This window comes from Porifericola rhodea, assembly GCF_030506305.1.
Lineage (GTDB): Bacteria > Bacteroidota > Bacteroidia > Cytophagales > Cyclobacteriaceae > Catalinimonas > Catalinimonas rhodea.
In genome coordinates, this window is record NZ_CP119421.1 from 648,385 (window position 1) to 675,281 (window position 26,897).

The window sequence follows — 26,897 nt, forward strand, 5'->3', positions numbered from 1 at the left end:
TAAACCCAAAGGATACATTATAGTTAAAGAGTTACTATTTAAAGTAATTTATTGCATTTACACACTGCAATGCTGCTTTTCTGAGCTTTATAGCTTTACTTTAGGTCGCCAAGTAATACTGCTTAGTTAATATCATATGCTAACCCAAATTTATTTTTATGGCTAATAAGAAAAAGATCACTGTAGCACATGGCGATGGCATCGGGCCAGAGATTATGAAAGCTACGCTGGACATACTTGAGGCTGCCGGCGCCCAGATAGAGACTGAGGTGATAGAAATTGGAGAAAAAGTGTTTAAGCAGGGCAACCCTGCCGGTATTGAGCCTTCTTCGTGGGACTCATTGCGTGAGACGCAGGTTTTTCTCAAAGCGCCTATTACTACCCCTCAGGGTGGCGGGTTTAAATCGCTTAACGTTACTACACGTACTACCCTCGGCCTGTACGCTAATGTACGCCCATGCCGCTCTTACAGCCCTTATGTAGCTACCCGCCACAACAACCTGGACATGGTAATTATAAGGGAGAACGAAGAAGACCTGTATGCGGGTATAGAACACCAGCAAACTGAAGAAGTAGTACAAAGTCTTAAGCTGGTTAGTCGCCCTGGTAGCGAAAAAATTATCCGTTATGCCTTTGAATATGCTAAGGCCTACAATCGCAAAAAGGTTACCTGCTTCTCCAAAGACAATATTATGAAGCTGGCTGATGGTCTTTTTCATAAAATTTTTGACGAGATAGGAGAAGAATATCCGGAGATAGAGAAAGAGCATATGATTATTGACATAGGCTCCGCTATTCTGGCAGATAAACCCGAAACACTGGACGTAGTGGTTACGCTTAACCTCTATGGTGATATTATTTCTGACATTGCCGCACAAATTGCCGGCTCTGTCGGACTGGGTGGATCTGCTAATGTAGGCGAAGTTTGCGCTATGTTTGAAGCTATTCATGGTTCTGCACCTCCGATAGCAGGAAAGGATATTGCCAACCCTTCCGGACTAATTAATGCCGCAATTATGATGTTGGTACATATCGGGCAGCCCGAAATTGCCACCAAGATTAATAACGCATGGCTTAAAACTATGGAAGACGGCATTCACACGGCAGATATTTTCCGTCCGGGCTCTAGTAAAGAAATTGTAGGTACACAAGGCTTTGCCAAGGCGGTTATAGATAACTTAGGCAAACTACCCAAGCAGTTGAAGCCCGCAGAATTTGAACCAGTTCAAGGAAGCAAACTGCATCAGACGACTCCCTCTAATCCTAACTTGAAGAAAGAGTTAATCGGGGTAGATGTGTTTTTAGACTGGAAAGAAGGGAACAGAGACCCTCAGGTACTGGGCAAAAAACTGGAAGAACTAAGTGGGTCAGACTTTAAGCTGGATATGATCACCAACCGTGGAGTAAAAGTTTACCCTGAAGGCAAACCCGAAACTTTTGCTACTGACCACTGGCGTTGTCGTTTTGTATCTTCAGAGTCTGAGGATGAAGTAGTAAGTCATAAACAAATTATTGATTTGCTTAGCCGTTTTGATGAGGCCAAACTTGATTTTATCAAAACCGAACATCTTTATAAGTTCAATGGCAAACGTGCCTTTTCCTCAGCAAGAGGAGATTAGGAACACAAAAAAAGCAGGCTTACCGCCTGCTTTTTCAATACTATGCTTTTTGATCCTAAATGTTAGGCGTCTTTTTCTTCTTTCTTTTCTTCTGTTTTATCTTCAGTTTCGCCTTCTTCTTTTTTGTCTTCAAAAATTTCCGGAGCGTACTGTAGTAGTATTTTGTACCAGTTGACCAGCTTCTTCATATCCGAAGGATACACACGCTCCTCGTCATATTCAGGTATTACGTGTTTGGTAAAAGCCTTTAGCTCCTCACTATCCGAAGTGTCTACGCCAGGATCGTCGCCAAACTCATCATGTATTTTTTTGAAGACATCCTCCAGAGGTACTGCGCCTTCTGCATCTGTCGTATAAATAGATACCTCTTTAAGCACCGATACTCTATGGTTAGCTCCGATAACCAGCTTTTTCTTCTGGTCATCTAATGACTCTACAATAACACCGCTGCGGGTAGGCTTTACAATATGAAATAATCCTCCTTTTCCAGAAATGGATGCAATCTCATTCAAATCCATGAATTTTATCTTTTTGGGTTGTTCAACAAGTTCTGAAAGCTAAAACGCACCAGGGCTCTCTTTCATTTTATGAACGGCAAAGTAAAGCTGATTTGTTGAAAAACTGATGCTCTGCCGTCATTTTTTTTATAGCGCTAGCACCTAAGCTAAATCCATTGTGTTATGGATGTACTCTAATATATCTTCTTTGCCAGTACTGTCTACAGATGAAGTAACAAAGATGGGAGGTAACTCTTCCCACTCTTTTTTTAATGTTCTGCGATAAGCAGCTATAGATTTCTGAGTTTTATTGATTGACTGTTTATCTACTTTGGTAAATACCAAAGCAAAAGGAATTTGCTTTACTCCTGCCCATTCCATAAAGCTTAGATCAATCTCCTGAGCAGGTATGCGGGAATCTATAAGAATAAACAGGCAAACCAGCTGAGGGCGTTGTAAAAGATAGTTTTCTATCATTACCCCCCAGTCTGCACGCTTACTTTTGCTCACTTTGGCCCAGCCATAGCCCGGTAGGTCTACCAGATGCCATTGCTGATTAATTTTAAAGTGATTGATCAGTTGTGTTTTGCCGGGCTTACCCGAAGTTTTAGCAAGTTTTTTTCTCCCGGTCAACATATTTATGAGCGAAGACTTGCCCACATTTGACCTTCCTATAAAAGCATATTCCGGCAGACGGCTCTCTGGACACTGCTTTACATCTGAAGCACTTTTTACAAATTCAGCTTCTTTTACCAACATATTCTTAATTATCTTCTTCTCTAAAATCATTCACTAAACGAAACATAGGTCGCTTATACACCGGCCCGCCACTGCTATCTATGGTAGACATTACATTTTTGTACTTCTCTAGAAATATGTTAAAATCTTCACTGAAGCGATCATAACGAATACGGTATAGCAATATGCTATTATTAGAATTGACAATCTGATCGCGCAAAACACTGATCATAGGACTTACAGCATCTGCCTGCATATCGTCTACATAGTCTATAATTGTATTACTCACTACGTCATTAGCACTATCATAACTGTCTATAAGCATAGAGTTAGCTACACTTACCGAGTCATAGCGCAAATCCTTCAGCATATCTACCATTAGTTCCAAAGAGTCCAGCGTATCGGCACCATAATAGTCTGCCCTGCGAATTTCGTCTATCAGAAGCTGCAAGTTAGTAAGTTTTTTGTCATCATCTTCCATCATTACGGCCCAGGACTGAGCCAGGCTATCATTTAAGCCATAGTAGACCGTACGCAGCGAATCAAACTGTTCTTCAGTAAGCTGATCTTCCTTTTGCCGGTTGATACGTGAAGTGCAGGCAGCAAACAAAAAAAATAACAGCGAGAGCCAGATTGTATTCTTCATCAAAAAACTATGTGATTTTTATACAGAAAGATTAGTTTTACGGCGCTGCCCTACAGCAATTTGAGCAGCAATTATGTTATAAATATAATACAAACTACCGCATTATATTGTTTGTAGCGGTAATTATCAGCAACAGTAGCGCACCTATTTTCGCTTATGCCAAAAAAAAGACATTTTTTAAGCAATGCTTATGAATATTTCAACACCCTTATTATGGTGTTTTATCTGATGGTAGGCATTCCTCTTATCTTTTTTGTACTAATTTATTTGCAGTATGAAGGCCAGGGCGGTTTGCAAGCTACCCAGCGAATGGAAATATTACTGCATATTGTGCTGCCAATCTCCATTGTGGCCAGTCTGTACTTTGCTTATAACATCTATAAAAAGGAGCTGCAAAAGCGTCAGCCACAAAAGTTTCAGGAAAAGCTTCGTACTTTTTATGAAGTCTCGCTATACAAATATGCCCTGCTGAGTCTTGCCAATTTTCTGGCCGTGGTAGGTATGTACTTTAGTGGAGAACAGCTGTTTGCTGGCTTGTATGCCATTGCACTGGTAGTATTTTCGCTCAACAGACCTACGCATCAGCGTATTGTCAAAGATGTAAAGCTGAACGAAGAAGAGGAAGAATGGCTTAGAAGCGATAAAAATTTTGATGAGCTCCAATAGTAAAATTACGACAGTACTTAACCGGCATGTGCCTAATGCTGCGCAGCCTTACTGCCTGGAGCTTTGGCTGAAGTACCCTTTTAGCCTGCAAATTACACCTAAAAGACTTTCTAAGCTAGGCGACTACCGATATCATAAAGGCAAAGGCACTCATATTATTACACTTAATGCTACGCTCAACCGCTACGCTTTTTTAATTACTTATATTCATGAGATCGCTCATCTACTTGCCTTTCAGCAGCATGGGTTTAAAATAGCGCCTCACGGTAAGGAGTGGAAGGCAAGCTTTAGACAATTGATGCAGCCTTTGCTTACAAACGATGTTTTTCCTGAGGATGTATTGCCCCCATTGCAAAATTATATGCGCAACCCTAAGGCGGCCAGTGGCTCTGATCAGAAGCTTTCGCTGGCCCTACAGCAGTACGACCAGCAGGATGGCAGCGTCCCCCTCTCACTGGTACAGCCAGAGCAGAAGTTTCAGTTTAGAGAGATGACTTTTGTAAAGGAGTCTGTCAGGCGTACCAGGGCTTTGTGCCGCGATGTAAAAAGCGGTAAGCGCTATCTGGTATCAGAAATTGCCCGTGTTAGGTTGCTCAGGGAAGAGACAGGCGGCGTATAATCAGAGAGCTTACCAACTCATAAAACTGAAGTGGCTTCAGCGTACGCCAGTTATCTATCTGCAAGCTACCGCCATAGTTGATATAAGAGTCAATATTAAAGACCGTCATCTCCTCTAGCACAAAATCGCGAAAGCCTACTGCCGCAATCCAACCATCTTCCACATCTTCAAACCATTCTTCGTAATAGCAATCATCTGAACCATGAAAGTTGAGAATATTCTCGCCAACAAGTATAAACTGATTGATGCCCCGCTTGGTCAGATGGTCTATGATATTCCTTTTCAGGTGCATGATGTCATTATACAGGGCATCATTCCATTCGCCTATCAATTCTATTACACAAAACCTTCTCTGGTAATCGGCAAAAAGGATTTTAATGTAAAGTGTCTCTGAGCCCATAAAATCCCAGGCAGGGTCTATGTAATAGCCATAAACGGTATTGGTATACAGTTCGTAATTATATTCTTTACCGAAGAAAGGCGATTGCTCATCTTCCGACGGATTGTAGTATTTATGCCAGTTGTAGAAAGGCTCAATATTGTGCATAGCTTTCCTGTGTTAGCAGTTAGGTGTATGGAAGCTCCAGGAAAGTGAAGTCAGTTCAATGTCTAAAAATCATGTTTTTCAGCCGCCAGAGCCTGACGTACAGAGCCATGTTTTTTCAGCAAAGCTTCTGCTTTTTCCCTGTCCACATTTAACTCTTCCATCAGCATTCTCGTTCCCCTATCTACCAGTTTATTATTACTTAATTGCATATCTATCATACGGTTGCCTTTTACCCTGCCCAGGCCAATCATGGTAGCGGTAGAGATCATATTGAGCACTAGTTTCTGGGCAGTACCGGCCTTCATTCGGGTGCTACCGGTTACAAACTCTGGCCCTACTACAACTTCTACCGGAATTTCTGCGGCTTCAGCCAGGGCACTCTCCGCATTACACGTGATACAGCCGGTAAGTATCCCCTGTTCACGCGCCTTTTTTACCCCTCCTATTACGTAAGGCGTACGACCTGATGCAGCAATACCTATGAGCGTATCTTTATTGTTGATATTAAAAGCCTGTAGGTCTTTCCATGCTTGCTCAGGGTCATCTTCCGCAAACTCTACGGCTTTGCGCATGGCATCATCACCACCCGCCATAATACCAATAACCCAGTCGTGTGGTACTCCATAAGTAGGAGGACACTCTGAGGCATCAACTACACCTAAACGTCCGCTGGTACCTGCTCCAATGTAAAAAAGACGTCCGCCCTGCTTCATTCGGGCTACAATGCCCTCTACTAATTTTTCTATTTGCGGAATCACTTTCTCTACCGCATAGGCTACTTTTTTGTCTTCGTTGTTAATACCCGCCAGTAACTCACGGGTAGGCATTTTTTCCAGATCGTTATAAAGTGAGGAGGATTCAGTTGTGCTCATGATTTAAGTGCTTCTTGGTGAAATAAAGTTAATCCGGCAATAGGTGTTTCTAATATGTTAAACACTCTCAGCCCTTTGTCATTAGCTACCTGACGAAGCAGGTTGCCAAAATAGAAAGCGATGGAGCCGGTAAAATGAATTTTATATTCTTCGTAATTCTCGTATCGGGCAATAGTCTTGTTAAAGAAATGCGCAAAAATATCATAGACCATGCGAGTCATATAAGGATCTTTGAGGTTCTGGAATACAAATTTAGCGAAGCCTGCCAGATATCGGTTAGCAAAAGGATCGTGGTAAACTTTATCCAGTACATTTTCTTTGCTAACATCAAAGCGCTTCTCCAGTCGCTCGGAAATCGCAGTTGGCAACTCCCGGCGGAAATAGCGATTGAGCAATTCTTTACCTATATGATTACCGCTTCCTTCGTCTCCCAGCACATAGCCGAGAGGAGGAATATTATCTATAATCTGCTTACCATTGTAGAGACAGGTATTAGACCCTGTACCTAATATACAGGCAATACCGGGCTCGCTACCACAAAGCGCACGCGCTGCTCCCAACTGATCGTTATCTACCTCTATTTCTGCACCTTTAAAAACCAACGCCAGAGCATTTTGTACTTTAGCACAGGAAGAGTCGGTAGCGCAACCAGCACCATAGAAATAAACCTCACGGATATTAGCTTCCAGTTGGGGATAAAGCTCATCTTTAAGAACTTCTACCATTTTATCGTGGCTGGTCATAAATGGATTAAGCCCCACAGTACGTGCCTGGGTTATTTTTCCATCATCTCCTATTACCCGCCAGTCAGTTTTAGTAGACCCGCTGTCTGCTATTAATATCATCTGTGTTAGTTTATATTCTTATTTGTGGGGTAAAATTATAACTTTCCGACTTAAATCAGTGATACAATGCAAATCAATCTGCAGGACAGTCTTAATTTTGTTTCCAAGCTTAGCCTTAAACGCAGCACTAACGCGCTCAGGGTGGCAGGAAGCTACTTTTTGTCAAGGCTTAGTGGAAAAGCTCAGCACTCAGGTTTACCTATTAGCCTATCTATAGAACCCACTACCGCCTGCAACTTGCGCTGCCCAGAATGCCCTAGCGGGCTACGGTCTTTTTCACGCCCTACAGGTATGCTGCAAGAAAATATCTTTAGAAAAACGATAGACGAACTTAAAGATACACTCTGCTACCTGCTCTTCTACTTTCAGGGAGAACCTTATCTGCACCCTCAGTTTCTTAACTGGGTTGAGTACGCTTCTGCCAGGGGAATTTATACTGCCACATCTACCAACGCGCATTACCTTAATGATGAAAACGCAAAAAAAACAGTAGAGTCAGGGTTAGACAGGCTGATAATTTCTATTGATGGCACCACTCAGGAGACATATCAGGCCTACCGCAGAGGGGGGCATTTGGATAAAGTACTGGAAGGCACAAAGAATATTATCCGCTGGAAAAAGAAGCTTAAATCAAAGACTCCCTATGTTGTTTTTCAATTTTTGGTAGTTGGCCCTAACGAACATCAGATAAAAGATGTGCAGGAACTAGCCGCCAGTTTAGGGGTAGACACGGTAGGCTTTAAAACCGCCCAAATTTATGACTACCAGCAGGGCTCTCCTCTAATACCCAAACAGGAAAAATATGCACGCTACCGTAAGCTGGCTGATGGCACTTATGCTATTAAAAATAAAATGCTTAACCACTGCTGGAAGATGTGGCACTCCTGTGTTATGACCTGGGACGGAAAAGTAGTTCCCTGCTGTTTTGATAAAGACGCTCACCACCAGCTAGGAAGCATGCAAGAAGATAGCTTTAGCAGTATCTGGCAAAGTAAAGCTTACCAAAAATTTAGAGAAAGTTTATTACGCTCTCGCAGCGAGATAGAAATGTGTAAAAATTGTACCGAAGGAACTAAAGTTTGGGCATAAGCTTTGTATAGAATCAATAAACGCACGAAAAGAAACTTTTTGTCGTTTATTTTTTTATTACATTGAAACAAAGTCTTACTTACCAGTACAAAACACCACAAACAATAATCATGAGACTATTAAAAACCGGATTTGCCGCCCTGTTTATTATTAGCCTAGCTGCTAGCTGCTCTACTTACAAATCCTGCCCTGCTTATTCTCAGGAAAACAACATTCACCAAGAACAAACAGTGCAGGTTCAGCTTACTACAGAAGGTAGTACTGATGCTAAACTTCTGTAATTTCCTGGTGTAAGCCAGCTTTTGCCAGATCAACCCAGAATCCCGGATAAGATTTTACAACTACATCCGGATCTTCAATAACTACATCCATAAGTGCTGCTAAGGGCGCAAAGGCCATCGCCATGCGGTGGTCTTCGTAGGTATCAATTTGTACCTGATCTATTTCTTTAGGATTAACACCGGGCTTTAGCTCCCAGGTATCTTCATCTTCCAGCAGGCTTGCTCCTATTTTGCTCAGCTCCTCTCTCAACGCAGCCACACGGTCAGTCTCTTTGATGTAAAGGCTCTCCAGCCCCATCATAGTGCAAGGTATACCTTTGGCCGCACAGGTAACTGCTACTGTCTGCGCCAGGTCAGGGCAGTGGGTGAAATCATAAGCCAGCTCTTCTACCGCTTCTTTCTTTTGTAGCAATACACCTTCGCTATCAAAAGTGGAGCTTACTCCCAGCTTATCCATAATTTCAACAATAGCGATATCACCTTGCAGAGAGTCTTTTCTAAGCCCTAATAACTTTACCTCGGCATTATCTGCTAGAGCGATCAGGCTATACCAGTAGCTAGCTCCAGACCAGTCTGACTCTATGGTATAGCTTCCTGCCTTATACTCCTGAGGAGCTATTGTAATAATATTTTCATTCCAATCATACTGAATACCAAAGCGACGCATAAGCCCTAAGGTCATGGCAATATATGGGCGGCTACCCACCTTACCTTCTAGCGTAAGCTTAAGGCCTTTGGGAAGTGTAGGGGCGATCATTAAAAGAGCAGATATGTACTGGCTGCTCACATCTCCACGAATACTAACCTCTGCCTGCTTCTGTCCCTCAGTGAGGCCATCTACCTGCACCGGAGGGTAACCTTCGTTTTGCAAATACTGCACACTGGCACCTAGCTGACTTAGGGCGTCCACAAGGAGTTTAACAGGGCGCTCGTGCATGCGAGGAGTTCCTCTGAGAACTCTACCCGGACGTGCGACAGAACAATACGCCAGCAGAAAGCGCATGGTAGTGCCCGCGTCTAACACATTAAGCTCCTGTTCTTCAGATTTAAGCAGGCGCATCATGGTCTGCGTATCCCGAGCTTCTGAAAGGTTATGCAGCTTAATAGCTTCTTTAGAAAGGGCCTGAATAATCAGAGAACGGTTGCTTTCGCTTTTAGACGAGGCGAGTTGTATACTGGTATGTATGGGCTGATTAAGCCTGGATAATTTGATAATTTTATCTCCCACTTTCTTATTTATTGATATTGCCTTAAAGTTAGCATCTGAAAAGCCTCTTTAAAACAATTGCGTTTTTTTTTCGTAAGTTAGAACAACTTCACCTAATTTTTTACACTTTAACACTACACATATGGACAACTCTGGTAAAGTACTCGCTGCACTTTTAGTAGGCGCTGCCGCTGGCGCAATTGCCGGATTATTACTTGCCCCTGAAAGCGGTGACAAAACCCGTGACAAGCTCAACAGATCTGCCAAAGATTTGATAGATGACCTGGAAGATGCCTGGGAAGACAGTGCTGAAAGAATAAAAAGCCTGGCTGACAATGCTGTTGAGGAAATAGAAAAGTATAATAAAAAGATAAATGAATCTCTTTAAGTAATTAAGAGAAAACTAATAAAAAGCCTCTTTTGAGGCTTTTACTTTTTAAAGCTTCTATAATAGGCCAGTCCTTCGGCCACGTCCTGCGCACTAATATTAATGTCATATGTTGCTTTGCCTATTCGCTCCAGCAAGGTACATTTAATTACCCCTTTTTCGTTTTTTTTGTCTTGATGTGTTAAGCCTATTATATCTGCTTCCTCTTGCTCGCTGATCTCATGATAGCCATATGTATCCAGCAGAAACTGGCTCATCTCGTCCGCTTCTGCCTGAGGCATACCACTGTACTTTACCGAAAGTATACCTTCAGCAACCATACCGATAGCAATTGCTTCACCATGAAGCAGTCTACGCTCAGTTTCCAGAAAATAGCTTTCAATAGCATGGCCTATGGTGTGGCCGTAGTTTAAAATTTTGCGCAGTCCACCTTCTTTAAAGTCTGCATCTACCACACCCGCCTTTATTTTGATGGAGTGGTCAATATGCGCAGTCCAGTCGTCAGGAGCTACACCAGCCTCTTTAAGTTTAGGCCAATACAAGGCATCTTGTATAAGGCTGTGTTTTATTACTTCGGCAAAACCAGACCGTATCTCCTCTTTAGGCAAAGTATAGATAAACTGTGGGTATACTATTACCTGCTGAGGCTCCTGAAACAACCCAATATGATTTTTGTAAGCTTGAAAATCTATACCCAACTTTCCTCCTACCGATGCATCTACCTGGGCGAGCAATGTGGTTGGCAGGTTAATAAAGTCTATGCCCCTTTTATAAGTAGCTGCACAAAACCCTCCCATATCACCTATAACTCCTCCCCCCAGGTTAACTAGCAGGGCCTTGCGGTCGAAATGTGCTTTAGTCATCCATTCCCAGATGTCAGAGCAGGTTGAGAGGTTTTTGTTTAACTCTCCGCTAGGGATTTGGCATAGCTCGTGCTCAGGCAAGTTGTCTTTGATAATGGGATAGCAGTGTTCTTTAGTATTTTCGTCTACCAACACTCCAATCAGGCTATAGGTATGCTGGGCAAAAAACTCTTTTAAGGTGGCATCAATATTTGAGGTAAGTGTTACGTTCTTTGCAGGCATGGGCTGTTCAAAAATTATTATCAGTAAAAATTAATAGCATACTTTGACTTACAAACTAAAGTAAAATGAGCCAGACTATACATAAAACAAAGGCTGAAAGTCTAGATTACCTTCAGCCTTACAATTTATTGTAAATAGAGATTATTTTTCAACACGAAGACCAAATTCAGTCTTGTTTTCGCCTTCACTTTCCAGCTTATCCATTACCTCTGTCTGCTTTTTAATAGACTCTACATGCAGCAGGTTAAATAGTTCAGTGATAAACTTCTCACGCAGCTGTAAAGACTCTGCCCACTCTTTACGAGAGCGGAACACTTCGTTCCAGCGGTCTAGTTGAAAGGCCGCTACGTTATTTTTCTTTTTCCAGGCGCCGATCTGCTCTACCAATTGCATACGCTGGGCCAACACTTCTACCATCTCACGGTCAGCATGGTCTATCTGGGTACGTAGTTCTTCCAGATGGGTAATAAATTCAATATCTTCAGAGGATGATTTTCTAATTTGTAATTTGCTCATCAGTTCTCCCAAAGAGTCGGGTGTTACCTGCTGACGTGCATCACTCCAAGCTTGCTCAGGATCACGATGGGTTTCTATAATAAGACCATCAAAATTAACGTCCATCGCTACCTGCGATATTTCGGCTACCATTTCTCTCTTACCCGCAATATGGCTGGGGTCACAGATGATAGGCAAGTCAGGATACTGGCGCTTTAGCTCAATAGGAATCTGCCACATAGGCACATTTCTGTAGCGGGTCTTTTGGTGGGTAGAGAATCCACGGTGTATCGCTCCCAGCTTGTTTACGCCTGCCTGGCTTAGCCTTTCCAATGCACCTATCCAAAGTGCGAGATCAGGGTTAATAGGATTTTTAACCAGTACCGGTATGTCTACTCCTTTAAGCGCGTCGGCAATCTCCTGTACAATAAAAGGGCTAACTGTACTACGCGCACCAATCCATAGAATATCAATACCAAAATGAAGTGCTTCCTCTACGTGCATTGCATTTGCTACTTCTACCGCAAACTGTACGTTGAGCTCTTTTTTAATGTCACTAATCCACTGCAAAGCTTCCTGTCCTACCCCTTCAAAGGTATTGGGGCGGGTACGAGGTTTCCAGACTCCGGCTCTGATTACCGAAACGCCCTGTGCTTTTACAGCTTTGGCAGTCTCATAGAGTTGCTCCTCAGTCTCTGCACTACACGGCCCCGCAATTATAAGCGGATGCGAGCTTCCGGCATTCCATGAATCGATACTTTCTATGTTCATTATGTATGGTATTTTATCAGTCTTGAAAAATATTCTTCAAAAACTGATCATCTTGAAATTTTCAGCATTTAATTTGCCTAAAATTTGATGAATGCTAATTGCGCATCCATTTTCAATTAAACAATTTAAGTCTGTTTTATAGTTAGGGTAACAGCACAAGCATGAAAATAATTGCCAGGAAGATCTACAAACTCTTAGCGAGCAATACTCATGCTTTCATTAGATAAATTAAAGCATCGTATGATTGCCGTACAACAAGTTTCATTAGATAACACCAAGGTCGCGTTTTCCTATAAGTCGGATAAGGAACTGAGGAAGACTTACCTTATATTTTCTGCCATTAATTCACCCCTACTTACAAAAGTAGGGACAAAATTGGTGAAAACCGCTTTAAAATTAAAGCTTCCCATCCACGGTATATTGCGTAAAACCATTTTCAAACAATTTTGCGGAGGAGAAAGCCTGGAGCAGTGCGAGCCTACTATCCAGATGCTGGCTGCTTATCATGTAAAAACAATATTAGATTACTCCGCTGAGGGAGAGAAGACAGAAAAAGGTTTTGAGAAAGTAAAAAATGAGTTGCTGGCTGCTATCAGCAAAGCATCAAAGTCTGAAAACCTCCTCTACTGCGTTTTTAAAGTATCCGGCTTAGGAGATGTACGTCTTCTGCAAAAAGTACAGGCCAAAGAAAAGCTTAGCTCCAAAGAACAGGCGGCATTTGAGAGGGTGCAAGAGCGGGTAGAAACCCTGTGCCTGTCAGCCTATGAGTCAGGCGTAGGTATACTAATAGATGGTGAGGAAAGCTGGATACAGGATGTTATTGATGACATAGCAGAAAGTATGATGGCTAAGTACAACAAAAAGAGTGTAACAGTAATCAATACTTATCAGATGTACCGCAAAGATATGCTTGGCCTGCTAAAGCATGCGTTTCAAAAAGCGGTGGCCCACCAGTACTATCTGGGTGTAAAGCTGGTAAGAGGAGCCTATATGGAAAAAGAACGCGAACGTGCTCAGGAATTGGGGTATCCGGACCCCATACAGCCTAATAAAGAAGCTACTGATGACGATTACAATCAGGCCCTACGCTTTTGTATCAACAACAAACAAAGAATTACTTTAGTATCTGGCTCACATAACGAGTACAGCAACCAGTACCTGGTACTGCTGATGCAAAAACATGGTATGGCGCCTAATGATACCAGAGTATATTTCTCTCAGCTCTTTGGAATGAGTGATAACATCTCGTTTAACCTGGCCAAAGCAGGCTACAATGTTACTAAGTATGTTCCTTATGGACCTATACAAGCAGTAATGCCCTACCTCTTCAGGAGGGCGGAAGAAAACACATCGGTAGCGGGGCAGAGTAGCAGAGAATTCAGGCTGGTAAAGAGCGAATTGCAGAGAAGGAAGGCTGAGAATTAATATTGGCATATTATTTTCTGCAATACTTCCTCGGTATTATTTTTCGTTTAGGTATTGTATCATACGAGGAAGTTTACACTATATGCTAACTAAGCTTTTTCATAGCAAGACCGGCGCTATTGTGCTGGCTTACATTTTAGTCGCTTGTATCGCAGTCATTGACTACAGAACAGGCTATGAACTTTCTACTTCCATTCTTTACATGATGCCTATCTATTTTATAGCCTCACGTAAGGAAACTAGTCATACTACTGCCTTAAGTATTGCTTTGGTCTGTAGTATTGCATGGTTTTTTGTAGAATTTACCACTGGGCAACCCTACTCCAACTTCTTAATATTGTACTGGAACTCGCTGGTTCGGGCGATAATCTTTTTTGCAATTGCTTTTTTTGTAAAAAAACTAGTAAACGAACAGCAGAAACTCAAGCAGATGAACGAAGAGTTGTATAAGCTTAACGTAGAAAAGAATAAGTATATAGGAATTGCAGCTCATGACCTACGTAGCCCTATCGGTAATATTTACAATCTGTCCGATCTTGTACTGGACAATAAAAGTAGTACTAACCTTAATAAAACACAGCGTGAATTTATTGGCCTGATTAATAAGATAAGTTATAATGCCCTAAGCCTGCTGGATAATTTGTTGGATGTGGCTCAGATAGAAGCCGGAACTTTAAAAATTACTAAGTCTCAGCAGAACTATCTGGAGTTTGTGCATGAGATTATTGAAGTAAATCAACTGATTGCCGACAAGAAAGAGCAGCAGATTAGTCTGCAATGCAGCGAAGAACAGATTGAGCTATCGTTTGACCGCTCTTATCTGGGCCAGGTGCTTAATAATCTACTAACTAATGCCCTTAAGTATTCTCTACCACAGAAAGAAGTATTTGTAAAAATAAGCCTGCAAGATAAATACGTGAAAACTGAAATTGTAGACCAGGGCATGGGAATTAGGGAGCAGGATAAGGATAAGATTTTTCGTCCCTTTGAAAAAGCACAGAATATACCTACTGGCGGAGAACGCTCCAGTGGTTTGGGACTGGCTATAGTACGCAAAATTATAGAAGCTCACCAGGGAGAAATCGGTTTCAGCAGCACCTATGGCAAGGGAAGTAACTTTTATTTTTTCTTACCTAGCGAATATACAGCCTCTTAAAATGGCCTAGGAAAGGCGGTCTTTCAGGTGCTCGTAGGTTTCTTCTACCGAGATGTTATTTGCCTGATTTTGGCGAATAGTGTTTAGGATAATATCTACAGTATCTGGAGTATATCCTAGCTTGAGCACCATCTGCTTGGCAATCTGAAGTTCTTTATCATGAATTTCATGATCTACAAGTATAAGGTTAATCATGTAAAAAAGAGAAAAGAAGCTTTCTCCGGAAGGGGGACGCAAATAGCGAATATCTTCTTCTGCATACTGTTCCCTAAGTTCATTCACCCTTTCTCTTTCTAGCCCCAGTTTATTCCCTATCATGTGAATGTATTCCATCTCTACCTTGTCCAGATCACCATCTGCCAAAGCCAGATGAAATAGCTGACGGATAAAATCATCTTCACGGGCACGCTTGCTGGGGCTAAAAAGATTCCAAAGGCTCATATCAAAAAATTTTGTTGTCGTGTATTATTTTTCCAGCATTTTGAGCAGAGTAGTTAACTCTGCTTTCAGGTTTCTGCGATCTACGATAAAGTCCAGAAAACCATGCTCTAATACAAACTCAGAGCTTTGAAAGCCCTTTGGCAAGCTTTTTCCTATTGTCTGCTCTATAACACGAGGACCGGCAAAGCCAATCAGCGCGCCAGGCTCCGCAATATTAAAGTCACCTAACATAGCAAATGAAGCTGTTACTCCGCCCGTAGTCGGGTCAGTAAGTAAAGAAATGTAGGGTAGTTTAGCCTCAGAAAGCAATGCTAACTTAGCCGAAGTTTTAGCCATCTGCATCAAAGAGAATCCGGCTTCCATCATACGGGCCCCTCCAGACTTGGAGATCATCAGAAAAGGTAGCTTATGCTTTAGAGCATAGTCAATGGCGCGTGCGATCTTCTCTCCTACCACAGAACCCATAGAACCGCCTATAAAGCTAAAGTCCATACAGGCTACTACTATCTCTAGCCCATTCATTTTACCGTGGGCAGAACGTAAAGCATCTTTCAGGTTCGTTTTAGCCTGAGAGTCTTTAATACGTTTAGGGTAGGGCTTACTATCCACAAAAGTCAAGGGATCGGCAGATTCCATATCCGCATCAAGCTCCTTAAATTTATTACCATCAAAGATGATCTCAAAATACTCAGTAGAGCCAATACGTACATGATAGCCGTCCTCAGGCACCACATAAGCGTTATTTTTTAGCTCCCGGGTATGAATAATTTTTCCAGCTGGGGTTTTATACCATAAGCCGTCAGGAGCTTCTTTCTTTGCTTCTGTAGGAGTCTGTATTCCTTTGTCTTTTCTTCTGAACCAAGCCATATTTACTGTATTTTAAGCACAAAGTGCTTTTCGTGTAAAGCCTACAGCATGCCTCCATAAGGCATACTTCGCATCTTGCAAAATTATTTATAACAAATGGCTAATGAGCCGAACTTACTGCTGATTTAAGGGGCGCTAAGTTATTGAGAATTTTGCTATTCCGAAAAAAATTATCAAAGCTTAAGAAACTAGCTGTTATGATATTAAAATTTCTCCTTTAAGTATTGTGCGGTATAATTATTCTCCAATTTTATCATCTCTTCTGGCGTACCGGAAAACATCAACTGCCCTCCCTGCTTTCCGCCTTCAGGTCCCAGATCTATTATCCAGTCCGCACTTTTAATTACTTCCATATTATGCTCAATAATTACTACACTATTTTCCTGTTCTATAAGCGCATTGATAGCGTCCATAAGTTTGCGGATATCATGAAAGTGAAGCCCCGTTGTAGGTTCGTCAAAAATAAAGAGAATATGCTCGTTCTGGCTTCGTGTGGTATTTCCTTTGCCTAAGAATGATGCCAGTTTCACTCGCTGTGCTTCCCCCCCACTAAGTGAGCTGGACGATTGCCCAAGCCTGACATAACCCAAGCCTACATCCTGTAGGGGCTGAAGTTTATTAACAATAGTGTTCTGGTCCGCGAAGAAGCTTACGCTGTCATCTACTGTCATGTCCAGTACTTCTGCTATATCTTTATCTTTGTACTTAATCTCCAGTATCTCTTTCTTGAAGCGTTTACCTCCACAGACCTCGCAGGTGAGGTGGATATCCGCCATAAACTGCATCTCTATTTTTACTTCTCCCTCACCCTGGCAATTTTCACAACGGCCTCCATCTACATTAAAGGAGAAAAAGGCAGGCTTATAGCCTCTCTGCTTGGCGAGTGGCTGCTCGGAGAACAGTTGACGAATGCCATCGTAAGCTTTCACATAAGTTACCGGATTAGAGCGAGATGACTTACCAATAGGGTTTTGGTCCACAAACTCTACCTGAGTTACCTGCTTGATATCGCCATCTAGCTTATCAAACTTACCAGTAGACTCGTTTACGGTACCAAAAATTTTGCCCAAAGCCGGGTAAAGAATACTTTTGATCAGCGTAGATTTACCTGAACCACTAACCCCCGTCACCACACTTAGCACTCCCAAGGGCACATCTACGTTAATATGCTTAAGATTATTTTCGCGGGCCCCCAATATGCTCAGCTTATGCTTAAAACTGCGCCTGCGAGCCGGAATAGTAATACTGTCTATACCACTTAGATAGCGTGAGGTATGGGTATTGGCATGCCCATTCTGCTTTTCCAGATCTTTAATGGTTCCCTGAAAAACAAGCTCCCCTCCATGAGAGCCAGCATCAGGACCAATATCTATGATTTGGTCGGCAGCACGCATCACTTCTTCTTCGTGCTCTACCACAATTACCGTATTACCCAGGTTTCTCAGGGTCTTGAGCACTTCTACCAGACGGGCAGTATCGCGTGGGTGTAACCCAATGCTTGGCTCATCCAATATATACATAGAGCCCACCAGGGCACTACCCAGAGAAGTAGCTAACTTTATGCGCTGATACTCACCACCTGATAAGGTACTGGTCAAACGGTTCAAAGTCAGATAGCCTAGGCCCACCTTATTTAGATACTCCAGACGGCTTTTTATTTCTTTAAGAATACGATCTGATACTTTAATATCATGTTCGTCCAGTTGCAGGCTTTCAAAAAACGCTATTACCTGCTCTATCTGCATGAGTACCAGCTCAGTAATAGCTGTATTGCCTATCTTGACATAGGAAGCATCTTTGCGCAGCCTGGTACCTTTACACTCGGGGCATACAGTACGCCCACGATAACGAGACAGCATTACACGATACTGAATTTTATGCGTTTTGGATTCCAGGTATTTAAAAAAAGCATCCAGACCTTTAAAATAACGGTTTCCAGTCCAGAGTATTGCTTTCTGCTCGTCGCTCAGGTCTACGTACGGTCGGTGAATAGGAAAGTCAAACTCAATACCGTGTCGTAGCAGAGGATCCAGCCATTTTTTCATAGAGTGGCTTCGCCAGGGGGCAATGGCTCCTTCGTAAACTGAGAGGCTTTTGTCGGGCACTACCAGGTCTTCATCTATGCCAAGCACTTTACCAAAACCCTCACAGGTACGGCAGGCTCCGTAAGGATTGTTAAAGGTGAAAAGGTTTACGCTAGGCTCTTCAAATACGACTCCGTCCTCTTCAAACTTATCAGAAAAATGGTGCCGCCTGGTATCCTCTTTGCTAACAATATCTACCAGACAAGTACCTTCTCCCTCAAAGAATGCCGTCTGAACAGAATCTGCTATTCTAAAGGTAAGGTCTTCATCATCATTACGCACAGAAGCCCGGTCAATCATGATCTTTATATCGGCGCCGGCCAGTTCTTCTGCTTTTTTCTCCAGTACTTCCTCTATAAAAAACACCTCATCGTTTACCATTATCCGGGTAAAACCTTTTTGCATAAGTATGTTGAGCTCATCGGCTAGCGGACGCTCTTCTTTAGCATGTAACGGGCATAACACCATAAGCTTGGTCCCTTCCTCCTGGCTAAAGATAAAGTCCACTATGCTACTTACTGTATCGCGGGTAACCAGCTTACCACTTACCGGAGAATACGTCTTACCTATACGAGCGTAGAGTAATTTCAGGTAATCATAAATTTCGGTGGTGGTTCCTACTGTAGAGCGTGGGTTGCGGGTATTTACCTTTTGCTCTATCGCAATAGCGGGCGATACTCCTTTGATATACTCTACCTCGGGCTTTTCCATCCTGCCCAGGAACTGCCGCGCATAAGAGCTCAAACTTTCTACGTACATCCGCTGTCCTTCAGCAAATAGGGTATCAAAAGCCAGAGATGACTTACCGGAACCAGAAAGCCCCGTGACTACCACCAACTTATTTCGGGGTATGGCAACGGTCAGGTCTTTCAGATTATTTACCTTGGCCCCTTTTATTAGTATAAACTGTTTAGGGTCAAGCTCTTCTATATTTTTATATTGAGAAACATTAGCCGTACTCATAGGCCTGCAAATGTACTATATTTATGGTTATCAAACAGCACTTCTCTACCTTCTTGGTTAGGAATGCTAATACTCTATTGCACAATAGCTCAAAAGCGGGAAAGGTTCTCATTTACGCATATTTTTGTTTACAAATCTTTTACTCCCTGCATTAATACATAAACCATAAACCTATTCGTATGAAACTACTACAGATTACTCTCACTATAAGCTGTATGCTTTATACCAGCCTTAGCTTTGCCCAGGATGCCGCCATAAGTGATTACCTGAAGATTGGCAGCAATGATGACCTTTATGTGATTGGAGGTGATGAAGCTGGCTTTTTCGTTGGGGTGGCAGATGATTATTACCTCCGAGGCTCAGGCAACAAGCAAGTCATCTCTTACTACGATAGTAAGGAGGTAAAAGAGGTAGAATCCAAGCTAATCAGACAGGCAGATCGTTCACGCGACTATTTCTATACTTTTTCGTTCAAAAATCAGGTACATACGCTTTCGCATAGCAACAAAGAGTCTGAGGATGGCCTTTTCCACATTTATTTGAATAGCTACAATGAAAAGATGGAAAGTGTAGGAGAAGAAGTGGAGCTCAATCAGATTTACCCTTACCTCTTCACTTACAATATAGGCTCTGCTTTCAGAAGTTACTTCTCTAACCAGTTTGGCAAAATGCGTAGCGGTCTATTGCTATCTCATAAAACAAATGCTGCTCAGGATAAAATAGCTCTGTTTTTTGATTTTAACTACTTTTCTTCAACTGTAGCTAACTTTCAGTGTGTAGTGCTCAACGAAAATCTGGAAGAAGAGTGGTCAGATATTATCGATCTGGAAGAAGAAGAAGAAAGCTATTTGTTGCTAGAAGACTATGTGCTTGCTAATGATGGCTCTATATATATACTTATGGCTGCTTTTGAAGATGATAATTTTAAAAAGCTCGCGAACAATTTTGAATACCGCCTGTACCACTACAAACCTGAGACTTCAACTGTTGAGATGTTGAACCTGGATACAGAAGGAGAATTTGTCATCAATATGGGTTTGCAGCTAGGGCCAGATCAGCTACCCGTACTCTCCGCAGTATATGCCAATCCGCAAAGCAATGATATTGAAGGGGGTATGATGATCAGAATAAGCCCAGACGGGAGTTCAAGCACCCAAAGCTTCGCTTTTGAAAATGAGGTACTAAAAGATATCAATGAAAAAGAAGATAAAGACTATGCAGAGGAGTATACCATAAAAAATACTTTGTTGGAAGAGGATGGTAGCCTAGTGTTTTTTGCGGAGTCGTATAAAAGAGGCCCTCTGCTAAAACCTAAGCTTAGCCTGAGCGGATTTAGCCCGGTAAGCGCCGATGTAGAGATGGGTGATATCTATAAAAAGATACTGGCTATAAAAGTGAGCCCAGAGCAGGCAGAGAGTTGGGTAAAAGTTATTGATAAAAATCAGCGCTCCAGTGAAGAGAAAGATATTTACACATCCTTTGCGTTTGCTTACGACGAGCAGGCCTATTACCTGTTGTTTAATAATAGCATTAAAAATGCTACAGATATCTCTTTAGTTACTCTTACCAAAGGTGGTGATATTAAGCTAAATACATTGATGAGCAGAAGCGACTATCGGGCTCGTCTTATTCCGGCATTTGCCAAAATGCTCAGTCCCGGTTTGCTTACAGTACCTGTAGAACGCTCCGGTAAACAGGGAATATTACAGGTAAAGTTTTAAAAGATGCCAGGCAAAAGTGAGAAAAAAGCTTTAACTTATTTACAGTAGAATTTTTGTAAACCGATTGTTAGGTGTATGAAACTCAGGAAGATGATATCCTTGCTTTTGCCTTTATGTTTGTATAGTTGCAGTAGTGAAGAGGATATTCCCGGCTCTCCTCCTCTTGCTGATGCCGGTGAAGATTTAACCCTTCCTATTGACCAGGCAGGCACTATCAGTTTGTCCGCAGCAGCTTCCTCAGACCCTGACGGCGATTCTCTCTCCTATTTGTGGAAGCTTTTAAGCCAACCCGATGGTAGCACTGCTAACATCAACAATGCGAACGAGCTTACTGCTTCCATCACACCCGATATGGAGGGTACCTACGAAATTCAACTAAATGTTGACGATGGGAATCACCCCCCGGTTCAGGATATGCTCACGATTACTATTACCGAAGCTGTAAACGAAGCTCCTGTAGCTAATGCCGGTCCAGATAAATCCGGACAGTTAAACACTACCGTAACTTTAGATGGGAGCCAGTCCAGTGACCCTAATAATGATGCACTAAGTTACCAGTGGACTTTGTCCAGTAAGCCAGTAGGCTCAGAAGTAAGCATTACCGATGCTGATAAGCCTATGGCTAGTTTTGTTCCTGACAAAATTGGCAATTATAGCTTTAGATTAAAAGTAACTGACCCTATAGGGGCTTCTGATAGTGATAATGTTGATATTACAATTAACTAGCCTTACCAAAATAAAAGTAATGGAGCAGACAATTGCATAAATAAAAGAGCAGAAGAAAAAATAAAATTTGTGAATAATACTCCATTTTTGTAAAATATGTAAGATTTCGGCTTAAATCCTCATTTATTTCAAGTGCACAACAAAAATTTGCATATTATTTGCTACTTTTTTAGATTTGAAAAATGTGCCTTTCTAATTTCATGTTTCATTTAAACCAGAGAGCAATATGGGATAAACTTCTACGTTAACTAAACAATTGGATTAATGAAGAAGTATTCAGTCAGCGACAGCAAGCTAGTTTCTTTGTACAAAAAAGGAAACGAGGCTGCATTTGAGCAGTTAGTTAATCGTCACAGATCAAGAGTTTTTACAACTATTTATTTGATCGTAAAAGACGAATATGTGGCAGAAGACATACTGCAGGAAACCTTTATTAAGGTGATAAAGACGATTAAATCTGGTAGATACAACGAAGAAGGAAAATTTTTGCCTTGGGTTATGCGTATAGCCCACAACCTGTCTATAGATTATTTCCGTAAGAACAAAAGGTATCCTACGGTAGTAATGGAAGACGGTACCAGTGTATTTAATACTTTGGATTTCTCAGAAGATTCAGCGGAGTCTCTGCAGATCAAGAAAGATACGCATGCATTATTGAGACAGTTAATTAAAGAATTGCCTGAAGCACAAAGACAGGTACTGACCATGCGCCATTATATGGACATGAGTTTTAAAGAGATTGCGGATGCTACCGGAGTCAGTATCAATACCGCTTTAGGCCGTATGCGTTATGCACTCATCAATTTGAGGAAGAAAATGCAAAACCATAATATAGCCTATGATCCAAACATTTACCCTAAATGATCTCGTACGCTTTCTTTATGATGAAATGAATGAAGATGAAGCGCACAAAATGCAGGAAGCCTTACTGTTAGATGATGAACTCATGGATATGTATCAAGATTTGCTCTCTAGCAAGCATACGTTAGATAGCAATCCTATCAGAAAAGACCCTTCGCAATCTTCTATTGATAAAATTTTGAACTATTCCAGATCGTGCGATCTGCAGGTGGCAGCAGAGTAACAATGAACAAAAAAGAGCGCTTTCAAGCTTTCACTCAATATTTTGCTGAAACAAAACCTGAACCTCAAACAGAATTAAGCTACCGTAACCCTTTTGAGTTATTGGTAGCTGTTATTTTGAGTGCTCAGTGTACAGATAAGCGGGTAAATATGGTAACTCCCGCTCTTTTTCAGTCTTTTCCTACACCGGAGCTTTTAGCTCAGGCTACTTTTGATGAACTCTTTCCTTTTATCAAAAGCATATCTTATCCCAATAACAAGACTAAGCATCTGATTGGTATGGCTAATATGCTGGTCAATGACTTTGGCAGCGAAGTACCAGAAACAGTAGAGCAGTTGCAAAAACTGCCGGGAGTGGGCCGCAAAACAGCTAACGTAATTTCTTCAGTCATCTTTAACCAGCCAGCCATGGCAGTAGATACGCATGTGTTTAGGGTATCTAAGAGGTTAGGCCTAGTCACGCTGTCTGCAAAGACACCACTTGAAGTAGAGAAGCAACTGGTTCGCCACATTCCAGAAGAATATATTGCTAAAGCCCACCATTGGCTCATACTTCATGGACGCTACGTATGCCTTGCGCGTACCCCCCAATGTAGCAAATGCGAGCTCACACATTTTTGTAGATATTACGAGAAGAATATAACTACTTAAGCTACATAATTCTACAAATACAGAACTTTCACTTCATATCGGTGTTATTGTTTAATAATAAAATTAAAAAATTAAACAAAATATGCACCGCAGCACGATTGTATGGTTCAGGAATGATCTAAGGTTGCATGATAATATATGTTTGCACAATGCCCTGAAAAGCGCGAACAAAGTTTATCCTGTCTACTGTTTTGATCCTCGGCATTACGAAGAAACCTCCCTGGGACTACCCAAAACAGGAGCTTTTAGAGCTAAATTTATCTTAGAGTCAGTGGCCAATCTTCGTCAGAATCTTAGAGATATAGGCGCTGACTTAATAATCAGGCAGGGCCATCCAGAAAACATCATTCCATCACTGGCTAAAGAACTGAACGCCCATATAGTATATGCCAGCAAAGAGGTAACCACCGAAGAAGTGGAAGTAGAAATCCAGTTAGAGAAAAAACTTCATACATTAGGTATTACGCTGCATTTAGAGTGGCAGTCTACTCTTTTTCATATTAATGATATTCCCTGGCCTATCAAAAACCTACCTGTCACTTTTACAAACTTTCGTAAAGAGACCGAAAAACTAACAGAAATCCGTCCGCTGCTACCTACTCCTCATGAGATGTATGCTTTTGAAGAGGTAAAAACTGGTAAGCTTCCCAGTCTGGACGAACTTGGGCTTAGTACTCCTCATTACAACCCACGGGCTGCACTTAAATACAAGGGAGGAGAATCGGCAGCACTTCATCGTCTGGATAATTATTTATGGAAAAAAGATTTGCTCAAATCTTACAAGGAGACCAGAAATGGTATGCTAGGAGACGAATACTCTTCTAAACTTTCTGCATGGTTAGCCATTGGAGCGCTTTCTCCCCGCTATGTATACAAACAGATAAAGCAGTATGAGCGGGAGCGAGTAAAAAACAAGTCTACCTACTGGTTAATTTTTGAACTACTCTGGAGAGACTACTTCCGCTTTATTGCTAAAAAATATGGCAAGCATTTATTTAGAGTCAGCGGCTTACAAGAGAAAGGAATAGAGTACTATAACGATCTAGCTACATTTGACCGGTGGAAGCAAGGCGAGACTGGTGTACCTTTTATAGATGCTAATATGCGAGAAATCAACTCCAGCGGGTTTATGTCGAACCGTGGAAGGCAAAATGTAGCTAGTTTTTTAGTAAAAGACCTCAAAGTTAACTGGACCTGGGGAGCTTCCTACTTTGAAAGCTTACTCATAGACTATGATGTTTGTAGTAATTGGGGTAACTGGAATTATGTAGCGGGAGTAGGCAATGACCTTCGGGAGGACCGCTACTTTAACATTATGAGCCAGGCCAAACGCTATGATCCACAAGGCGAATTTGTGCGACACTGGCTTCCTGAGCTATCCGAACTGGAAGGCAAAAAAATTCATTACCCTGCACTTTTAGATAGTAATACATTAGATGCAGCAAATATTAAGTTAGGTACAGATTACCCTTACCCCATCGTAAATTTTGATCGCTGGATGTACTAAGAAGTATAACAGAGACCACTCCCTCTTTAGAGGATTGTTAGCCGAAGTATCATAAAAAAAGGCGACCCATAGTCGCCTTCTTATCAACATTTGATTGTTACATTAAAACCAGGGTCTGGCCACACTACTAAATGGCCAGGGAATAGACACTAAAATGATAATTAAGCCTATTGTATAAAAGATAGCGATTTTCTTGTGTTTGGCTATGGCATCTGCTACTTTTTTAGATGATGAGTAGCCTACAGTAATGAGGATAATCGCTAGCAGCATGCCTACAAAATGCTCAACACCCCAAAATCGTAGCACCTGATTTTTCATGGCTGCACCAAAATCCGTATACACCTGATCTACAATCGGGCTAACGAAATACAGCACCAGGCCAATCAGTAGCTGAATATGTGAAGCAATAAATGTAAACAAGTATATTTTCTTGTCGCCTGCTGTAAAATCTTTATTTCCCTGCCAGTTCATCCAGGCTTTAACTACCGCAATGATCAGGAGAATAAGTACTACATAACGTAGGCTTGAGTGTAAGTGTAAAAGACCAGTATACATAAATGAGTTAAGTTTTGAATACGGGGTAAATGTAACAAAAGACTACTAGCATTTAGCAGTAAACATAAAAAAAGCGACAGTGATATGTCGCTCTAAATCCTTTTGATACTATCTCAGGCAGCTTTTGGCATACGCATTTTCTTGGTAGTATCCGGGTTAAGAGGTTTAGTCTTAACTCTGCCTTTCTTAAGCATCAGATAAAACATTAAGCCAAGAATATACAAAGAACCACCCAAAAACAGGGCAAGCATTAAATAAGCTGTGACTGCTAACATAATTTATATAGTAGTATACACTTGCTAATACAAGAAAGCTCAGTACAAAGTTGCCGTTTAAAAAAAAATTATTTTCACTCCTCCAGCCTAGGGCTGTACATACTAATTCAGACCTCTCTAACCTCCCGCTCTATCTCTTTTTTTACAACCTTAACAGCATTCTTTTTAGGCTTTATTTCTTTACCTACTCGCTGCGAGTAGGCTTTAGTAAACTCTGCTCCTATAAGAAAAATTACCGCGGAATAGTAGATCCACACCAATATAATAACCAGTGAACCCGCTGCACCATATGTAGAAGAAAAACTACTGTTACCTAGATAAATACCGATCAGCTCTTTACCAATAACAAACAAAACTGTAGTAAAAATTGCACCTACCCACACATCTTTCCATCGTACTTTAGCATCGGGTAGTAACTTGAACATAATTGCAAACACAACAGTAACGATAGTAGTAGAAACCACTTTACTAACTAGCTGGAGAAGGTAAATTGTATAATCTGAAAAAATACGGGTAAGCAAGTCCTGATAGCTATCTAATATTGTATCTACCAGTATAGAGGTGATGAGCAACACCCCCAGAATAATGATAATTACGAAAGAAAAAAGCCGGTCAATAATGAGCTTAAGCCAGCCTTTTTGAGGTTTGGCACGTACGCCCCAAATCTCGTTTAGTGCCAGTTGTACGTTTACAAAAACAGTAGTTGCACTAAAGGTAAGTGTAGCGATACCAATTATTCTGGCAATATATCCGGCCTCGTCTATTGCAGCATTTTTAATGATATTCTGAATTTGTTCAGCGCTCTGGGTGCCTACAAAGTCCTCCATATAATAGAATAACTGCCCTTGAGCTGCCTGTTCGCCAAAAATAGTACCGGCAATCAGCACTGTAAAAATAAGCAGAGCTGGCATAGAAAATATCATATAGAAAGCAATAGAAGCGCTGTATAGCATAGGGTGGTCATGTTCAAACCCCTTCACTATATCACCGATAATCTTGAAGGCTAACGTTTTCTTGAGCCGCTTCCACCGCGTTTGCAAAAATTTCATAGATGTAACTTAACAAAAATACTCAGGTC

General features: G+C 41.6%; 29 protein-coding genes. 14 read left to right on the top strand and 15 right to left on the bottom strand.

Annotated features, from left to right (window positions below; all coding sequences use genetic code 11):
* The first annotated feature begins 158 nt into the window (after positions 1 to 158).
* Complete coding sequence (locus PZB74_RS02840; RefSeq protein WP_302240612.1) at positions 159 to 1,619, top strand: NADP-dependent isocitrate dehydrogenase; 1,461 nt, start codon at positions 159 to 161, stop codon at positions 1,617 to 1,619.
* Between the two features lie 62 nt (positions 1,620 to 1,681).
* On the opposite strand, the gene PZB74_RS02845 is transcribed toward PZB74_RS02840, so the two are convergent.
* From PZB74_RS02845 to PZB74_RS02855, 3 genes are all read right to left on the bottom strand, one after another.
* On the bottom strand, positions 1,682 to 2,137 hold the full coding sequence (locus PZB74_RS02845) for a DUF5606 family protein (RefSeq protein WP_302240613.1): 456 nt from the start codon (positions 2,135 to 2,137) through the stop codon (positions 1,682 to 1,684).
* 141 nt (positions 2,138 to 2,278) lie between these two features.
* Entirely contained in the window at positions 2,279 to 2,875 is a 597-nt protein-coding gene (yihA, locus tag PZB74_RS02850) for a ribosome biogenesis GTP-binding protein YihA/YsxC (RefSeq protein WP_302240615.1), read from the bottom strand.
* A 4-nt stretch (positions 2,876 to 2,879) separates the two neighbouring features.
* Positions 2,880 to 3,500: a hypothetical protein gene (locus tag PZB74_RS02855; protein WP_302240616.1), complete on the bottom strand. Its 621-nt coding sequence runs from the start codon at positions 3,498 to 3,500 to the stop codon at positions 2,880 to 2,882.
* Between the two features lie 156 nt (positions 3,501 to 3,656).
* Between PZB74_RS02855 and PZB74_RS02860 the strand changes: the two genes are divergently transcribed.
* Together PZB74_RS02860 and PZB74_RS02865 are read left to right on the top strand one after the other, a co-directional pair.
* Positions 3,657 to 4,166: a hypothetical protein gene (locus tag PZB74_RS02860; protein ID WP_302240617.1), complete on the top strand. Its 510-nt coding sequence runs from the start codon at positions 3,657 to 3,659 to the stop codon at positions 4,164 to 4,166.
* Complete coding sequence (locus PZB74_RS02865; RefSeq protein ID WP_302242737.1) at positions 4,153 to 4,785, top strand: SprT-like domain-containing protein; 633 nt, start codon at positions 4,153 to 4,155, stop codon at positions 4,783 to 4,785. Before PZB74_RS02860 ends, PZB74_RS02865 begins: the two co-directional genes overlap by 14 nt.
* Here the strand turns inward: PZB74_RS02865 and PZB74_RS02870 are convergent.
* The 3 genes from PZB74_RS02870 to PZB74_RS02880 form a co-directional block, all read right to left on the bottom strand.
* Positions 4,760 to 5,332: a hypothetical protein gene (locus tag PZB74_RS02870; protein ID WP_302240618.1), complete on the bottom strand. Its 573-nt coding sequence runs from the start codon at positions 5,330 to 5,332 to the stop codon at positions 4,760 to 4,762. The genes PZB74_RS02865 and PZB74_RS02870 overlap by 26 nt on opposite strands.
* 62 nt (positions 5,333 to 5,394) lie before the next feature.
* Entirely contained in the window at positions 5,395 to 6,204 is an 810-nt protein-coding gene (gene murQ / locus PZB74_RS02875) for an N-acetylmuramic acid 6-phosphate etherase (RefSeq protein WP_302240619.1), read from the bottom strand.
* A complete protein-coding gene (locus tag PZB74_RS02880; protein WP_302240620.1) occupies positions 6,201 to 7,049 on the bottom strand; it encodes a BadF/BadG/BcrA/BcrD ATPase family protein in 849 nt (282 codons plus the stop codon). The genes murQ and PZB74_RS02880 overlap by 4 nt, the downstream gene beginning before the upstream one ends.
* Positions 7,050 to 7,115: 66 nt before the next feature.
* Between PZB74_RS02880 and PZB74_RS02885 the strand changes: the two genes are divergently transcribed.
* Together PZB74_RS02885 and PZB74_RS02890 are read left to right on the top strand one after the other, a co-directional pair.
* The gene (locus PZB74_RS02885) at positions 7,116 to 8,138 is read left to right on the top strand and encodes an SPASM domain-containing protein (RefSeq protein ID WP_302240622.1); all 1,023 of its coding nucleotides are present in this window, start codon (positions 7,116 to 7,118) and stop codon (positions 8,136 to 8,138) included.
* A gap of 110 nt (positions 8,139 to 8,248) precedes the next feature.
* Entirely contained in the window at positions 8,249 to 8,419 is a 171-nt protein-coding gene (locus PZB74_RS02890; protein ID WP_302240624.1) for a hypothetical protein, read from the top strand.
* On the opposite strand, the gene PZB74_RS02895 is transcribed toward PZB74_RS02890, so the two are convergent.
* On the bottom strand, positions 8,406 to 9,647 hold the full coding sequence (locus PZB74_RS02895) for a 3-phosphoshikimate 1-carboxyvinyltransferase (RefSeq protein WP_302240625.1): 1,242 nt from the start codon (positions 9,645 to 9,647) through the stop codon (positions 8,406 to 8,408). The two genes, PZB74_RS02890 and PZB74_RS02895, sit on opposite strands and share 14 nt — an antisense overlap.
* 121 nt (positions 9,648 to 9,768) lie before the next feature.
* Here PZB74_RS02895 and PZB74_RS02900 point away from each other — a divergent pair, with 121 nt between their 5' ends.
* Positions 9,769 to 10,014, top strand: a complete 246-nt coding sequence (locus PZB74_RS02900; RefSeq protein ID WP_302240626.1) for a YtxH domain-containing protein — start codon at positions 9,769 to 9,771, stop codon at positions 10,012 to 10,014.
* A 41-nt stretch (positions 10,015 to 10,055) separates the two neighbouring features.
* Here PZB74_RS02900 and aroB read toward each other — a convergent pair whose 3' ends face one another.
* Both aroB and PZB74_RS02910 read right to left on the bottom strand, forming a co-directional pair.
* Positions 10,056 to 11,099 carry a 3-dehydroquinate synthase gene (aroB, locus tag PZB74_RS02905; protein WP_302240628.1) on the bottom strand — a complete coding sequence of 348 codons (1,044 nt, stop codon included), beginning with the start codon at positions 11,097 to 11,099 and terminating at the stop codon, positions 10,056 to 10,058.
* Positions 11,100 to 11,240: 141 nt separating this feature from the next.
* Entirely contained in the window at positions 11,241 to 12,365 is a 1,125-nt protein-coding gene (locus PZB74_RS02910) for a bifunctional 3-deoxy-7-phosphoheptulonate synthase/chorismate mutase type II (RefSeq protein WP_302240630.1), read from the bottom strand.
* Positions 12,366 to 12,743: 378 nt separating this feature from the next.
* Between PZB74_RS02910 and PZB74_RS02915 the strand changes: the two genes are divergently transcribed.
* Both PZB74_RS02915 and PZB74_RS02920 read left to right on the top strand, forming a co-directional pair.
* Positions 12,744 to 13,790, top strand: a complete 1,047-nt coding sequence (locus PZB74_RS02915; RefSeq protein WP_367281462.1) for a proline dehydrogenase family protein — start codon at positions 12,744 to 12,746, stop codon at positions 13,788 to 13,790.
* An 82-nt stretch (positions 13,791 to 13,872) separates the two neighbouring features.
* Positions 13,873 to 14,946, top strand: a complete 1,074-nt coding sequence (locus PZB74_RS02920) for a sensor histidine kinase (RefSeq protein ID WP_302240632.1) — start codon at positions 13,873 to 13,875, stop codon at positions 14,944 to 14,946.
* A 6-nt stretch (positions 14,947 to 14,952) separates the two neighbouring features.
* Here the strand turns inward: PZB74_RS02920 and PZB74_RS02925 are convergent, their stop codons facing one another.
* The 3 genes from PZB74_RS02925 to uvrA form a co-directional block, all read right to left on the bottom strand.
* Complete coding sequence (locus tag PZB74_RS02925) at positions 14,953 to 15,387, bottom strand: TerB family tellurite resistance protein (protein WP_302240633.1); 435 nt, start codon at positions 15,385 to 15,387, stop codon at positions 14,953 to 14,955.
* A 24-nt stretch (positions 15,388 to 15,411) separates the two neighbouring features.
* Positions 15,412 to 16,254 carry an acetyl-CoA carboxylase, carboxyltransferase subunit beta gene (gene accD, locus PZB74_RS02930; RefSeq protein WP_302240634.1) on the bottom strand — a complete coding sequence of 281 codons (843 nt, stop codon included), beginning with the start codon at positions 16,252 to 16,254 and terminating at the stop codon, positions 15,412 to 15,414.
* 203 nt (positions 16,255 to 16,457) lie between these two features.
* Positions 16,458 to 19,301 (bottom strand): excinuclease ABC subunit UvrA, encoded by a 2,844-nt coding sequence (uvrA, locus tag PZB74_RS02935; RefSeq protein WP_302240635.1) that lies wholly within the window; start codon positions 19,299 to 19,301, stop codon positions 16,458 to 16,460.
* Between the two features lie 179 nt (positions 19,302 to 19,480).
* Here uvrA and PZB74_RS02940 point away from each other — a divergent pair, with 179 nt between their 5' ends.
* The 6 genes from PZB74_RS02940 (at position 19,481) to PZB74_RS02965 (ending at position 24,989) form a co-directional block, all read left to right on the top strand.
* Positions 19,481 to 21,022: a hypothetical protein gene (locus PZB74_RS02940; RefSeq protein ID WP_302240636.1), complete on the top strand. Its 1,542-nt coding sequence runs from the start codon at positions 19,481 to 19,483 to the stop codon at positions 21,020 to 21,022.
* Between the two features lie 75 nt (positions 21,023 to 21,097).
* On the top strand, positions 21,098 to 21,748 hold the full coding sequence (locus PZB74_RS02945; protein WP_302240637.1) for a PKD domain-containing protein: 651 nt from the start codon (positions 21,098 to 21,100) through the stop codon (positions 21,746 to 21,748).
* A 264-nt stretch (positions 21,749 to 22,012) separates the two neighbouring features.
* The gene (locus tag PZB74_RS02950; protein WP_302240638.1) at positions 22,013 to 22,612 is read left to right on the top strand and encodes an RNA polymerase sigma factor; all 600 of its coding nucleotides are present in this window, start codon (positions 22,013 to 22,015) and stop codon (positions 22,610 to 22,612) included.
* Positions 22,587 to 22,832, top strand: coding sequence for a hypothetical protein (locus PZB74_RS02955; protein ID WP_302240640.1), 246 nt, complete (start codon positions 22,587 to 22,589; stop codon positions 22,830 to 22,832). Before PZB74_RS02950 ends, PZB74_RS02955 begins: the two co-directional genes overlap by 26 nt.
* Before the next feature lie 2 nt (positions 22,833 to 22,834).
* On the top strand, positions 22,835 to 23,482 hold the full coding sequence (nth, locus tag PZB74_RS02960) for an endonuclease III (RefSeq protein ID WP_302240642.1): 648 nt from the start codon (positions 22,835 to 22,837) through the stop codon (positions 23,480 to 23,482).
* Positions 23,483 to 23,564: 82 nt separating this feature from the next.
* Complete coding sequence (locus PZB74_RS02965; protein ID WP_302240645.1) at positions 23,565 to 24,989, top strand: DASH family cryptochrome; 1,425 nt, start codon at positions 23,565 to 23,567, stop codon at positions 24,987 to 24,989.
* A 102-nt stretch (positions 24,990 to 25,091) separates the two neighbouring features.
* On the opposite strand, the gene PZB74_RS02970 is transcribed toward PZB74_RS02965, so the two are convergent.
* The 3 genes from PZB74_RS02970 to PZB74_RS02980 all read right to left on the bottom strand — a co-directional run bounded on the left by PZB74_RS02970 (position 25,092) and on the right by PZB74_RS02980 (position 26,868).
* Positions 25,092 to 25,544, bottom strand: a complete 453-nt coding sequence (locus PZB74_RS02970) for a cytochrome B (RefSeq protein WP_302240647.1) — start codon at positions 25,542 to 25,544, stop codon at positions 25,092 to 25,094.
* Between the two features lie 113 nt (positions 25,545 to 25,657).
* Positions 25,658 to 25,819, bottom strand: coding sequence for a hypothetical protein (locus PZB74_RS02975; protein ID WP_302240648.1), 162 nt, complete (start codon positions 25,817 to 25,819; stop codon positions 25,658 to 25,660).
* Between the two features lie 107 nt (positions 25,820 to 25,926).
* On the bottom strand, positions 25,927 to 26,868 hold the full coding sequence (locus PZB74_RS02980; RefSeq protein WP_302240650.1) for a YihY/virulence factor BrkB family protein: 942 nt from the start codon (positions 26,866 to 26,868) through the stop codon (positions 25,927 to 25,929).
* Positions 26,869 to 26,897 lie beyond the last annotated feature (29 nt).